The 797-nt window shown below is 41.7% G+C and carries 1 protein-coding gene; it reads right to left on the bottom strand.

The genetic code is table 11. The features are described 5' to 3' along the window. The coding region (locus ACFIK6_RS10085; RefSeq protein ID WP_375677613.1) for an autotransporter domain-containing protein at positions 1-797 on the bottom strand (797 nt) is incomplete at both ends.

Below are 797 nucleotides of genomic sequence, written 5' to 3'. Positions count from 1 at the left end.
CCATCATCACCAAAAGTTTTGATCAAGTTTACTTTTCCATAGAAAGACATAGGACGGCTGTTTTCAGTGGAAATGGTTTTGGTCAAACGTCCACCAACACGGATTAACCATTGAGAAGGATTGTTCATATCAACAGTAAAATTATCAGCATCTTCAATGGTGTTAAACATCAAATGTTGATAGGCAATTTGTGCTTGTGGCTCAAAGGTTAAACCTTCCATTCCGGTTGCAAATTCTTTGCCAATAGTGGTGGAGATACTCAACATTTTGGCATTTTTCAATTTTGCGGTATTTCCTCTGATGGCATTGCCGATATCCCCCTTTATTATCCCATAGGATAACAGTGTATCCATATAGAAACCACTGTCATGCTGCACGCTGCCATAAGCTGTTAGTGACCATTTATCTAAGGTGCTTTTACTTGCATCCTGCATTTCTTTTGGAGTGAAAGATAGTCGCCCATAGGTGCCTACAAGACCGAAATGTGTCGTGGTATTTTGTCCTTCAATTGCTGCCAATGTAACACCGGCTTGGAGAGCAGCATAGCGGATATCAGCGCCATAGCCATATTTGAGAGGTCCGCGTTCAGAAGATAAGGTTCCTGTGTTTCCGTAAGTGTAGAGGAAGAAACCAGTTTGTTTCTCTTCTTCTTTTCCTAAGACAGATGTTCTGATATTGGCTAAAAGCGCGTTTTGTTTAGCTATATCGGTTAATCCACTGTAGAAGAGAGCATTTGGCATGACTAAGTAACTGGCCGTTTGTGCTACAGGGACGATCACACTTGGACCAGAACCAGA

Origin of the sequence: Bartonella sp. AS69XJJH (assembly GCF_042195585.1) — a bacterium.
Lineage (GTDB): Bacteria > Pseudomonadota > Alphaproteobacteria > Rhizobiales > Rhizobiaceae > Bartonella.
This window is presented reverse-complemented; position numbering and strand designations above follow the sequence as displayed.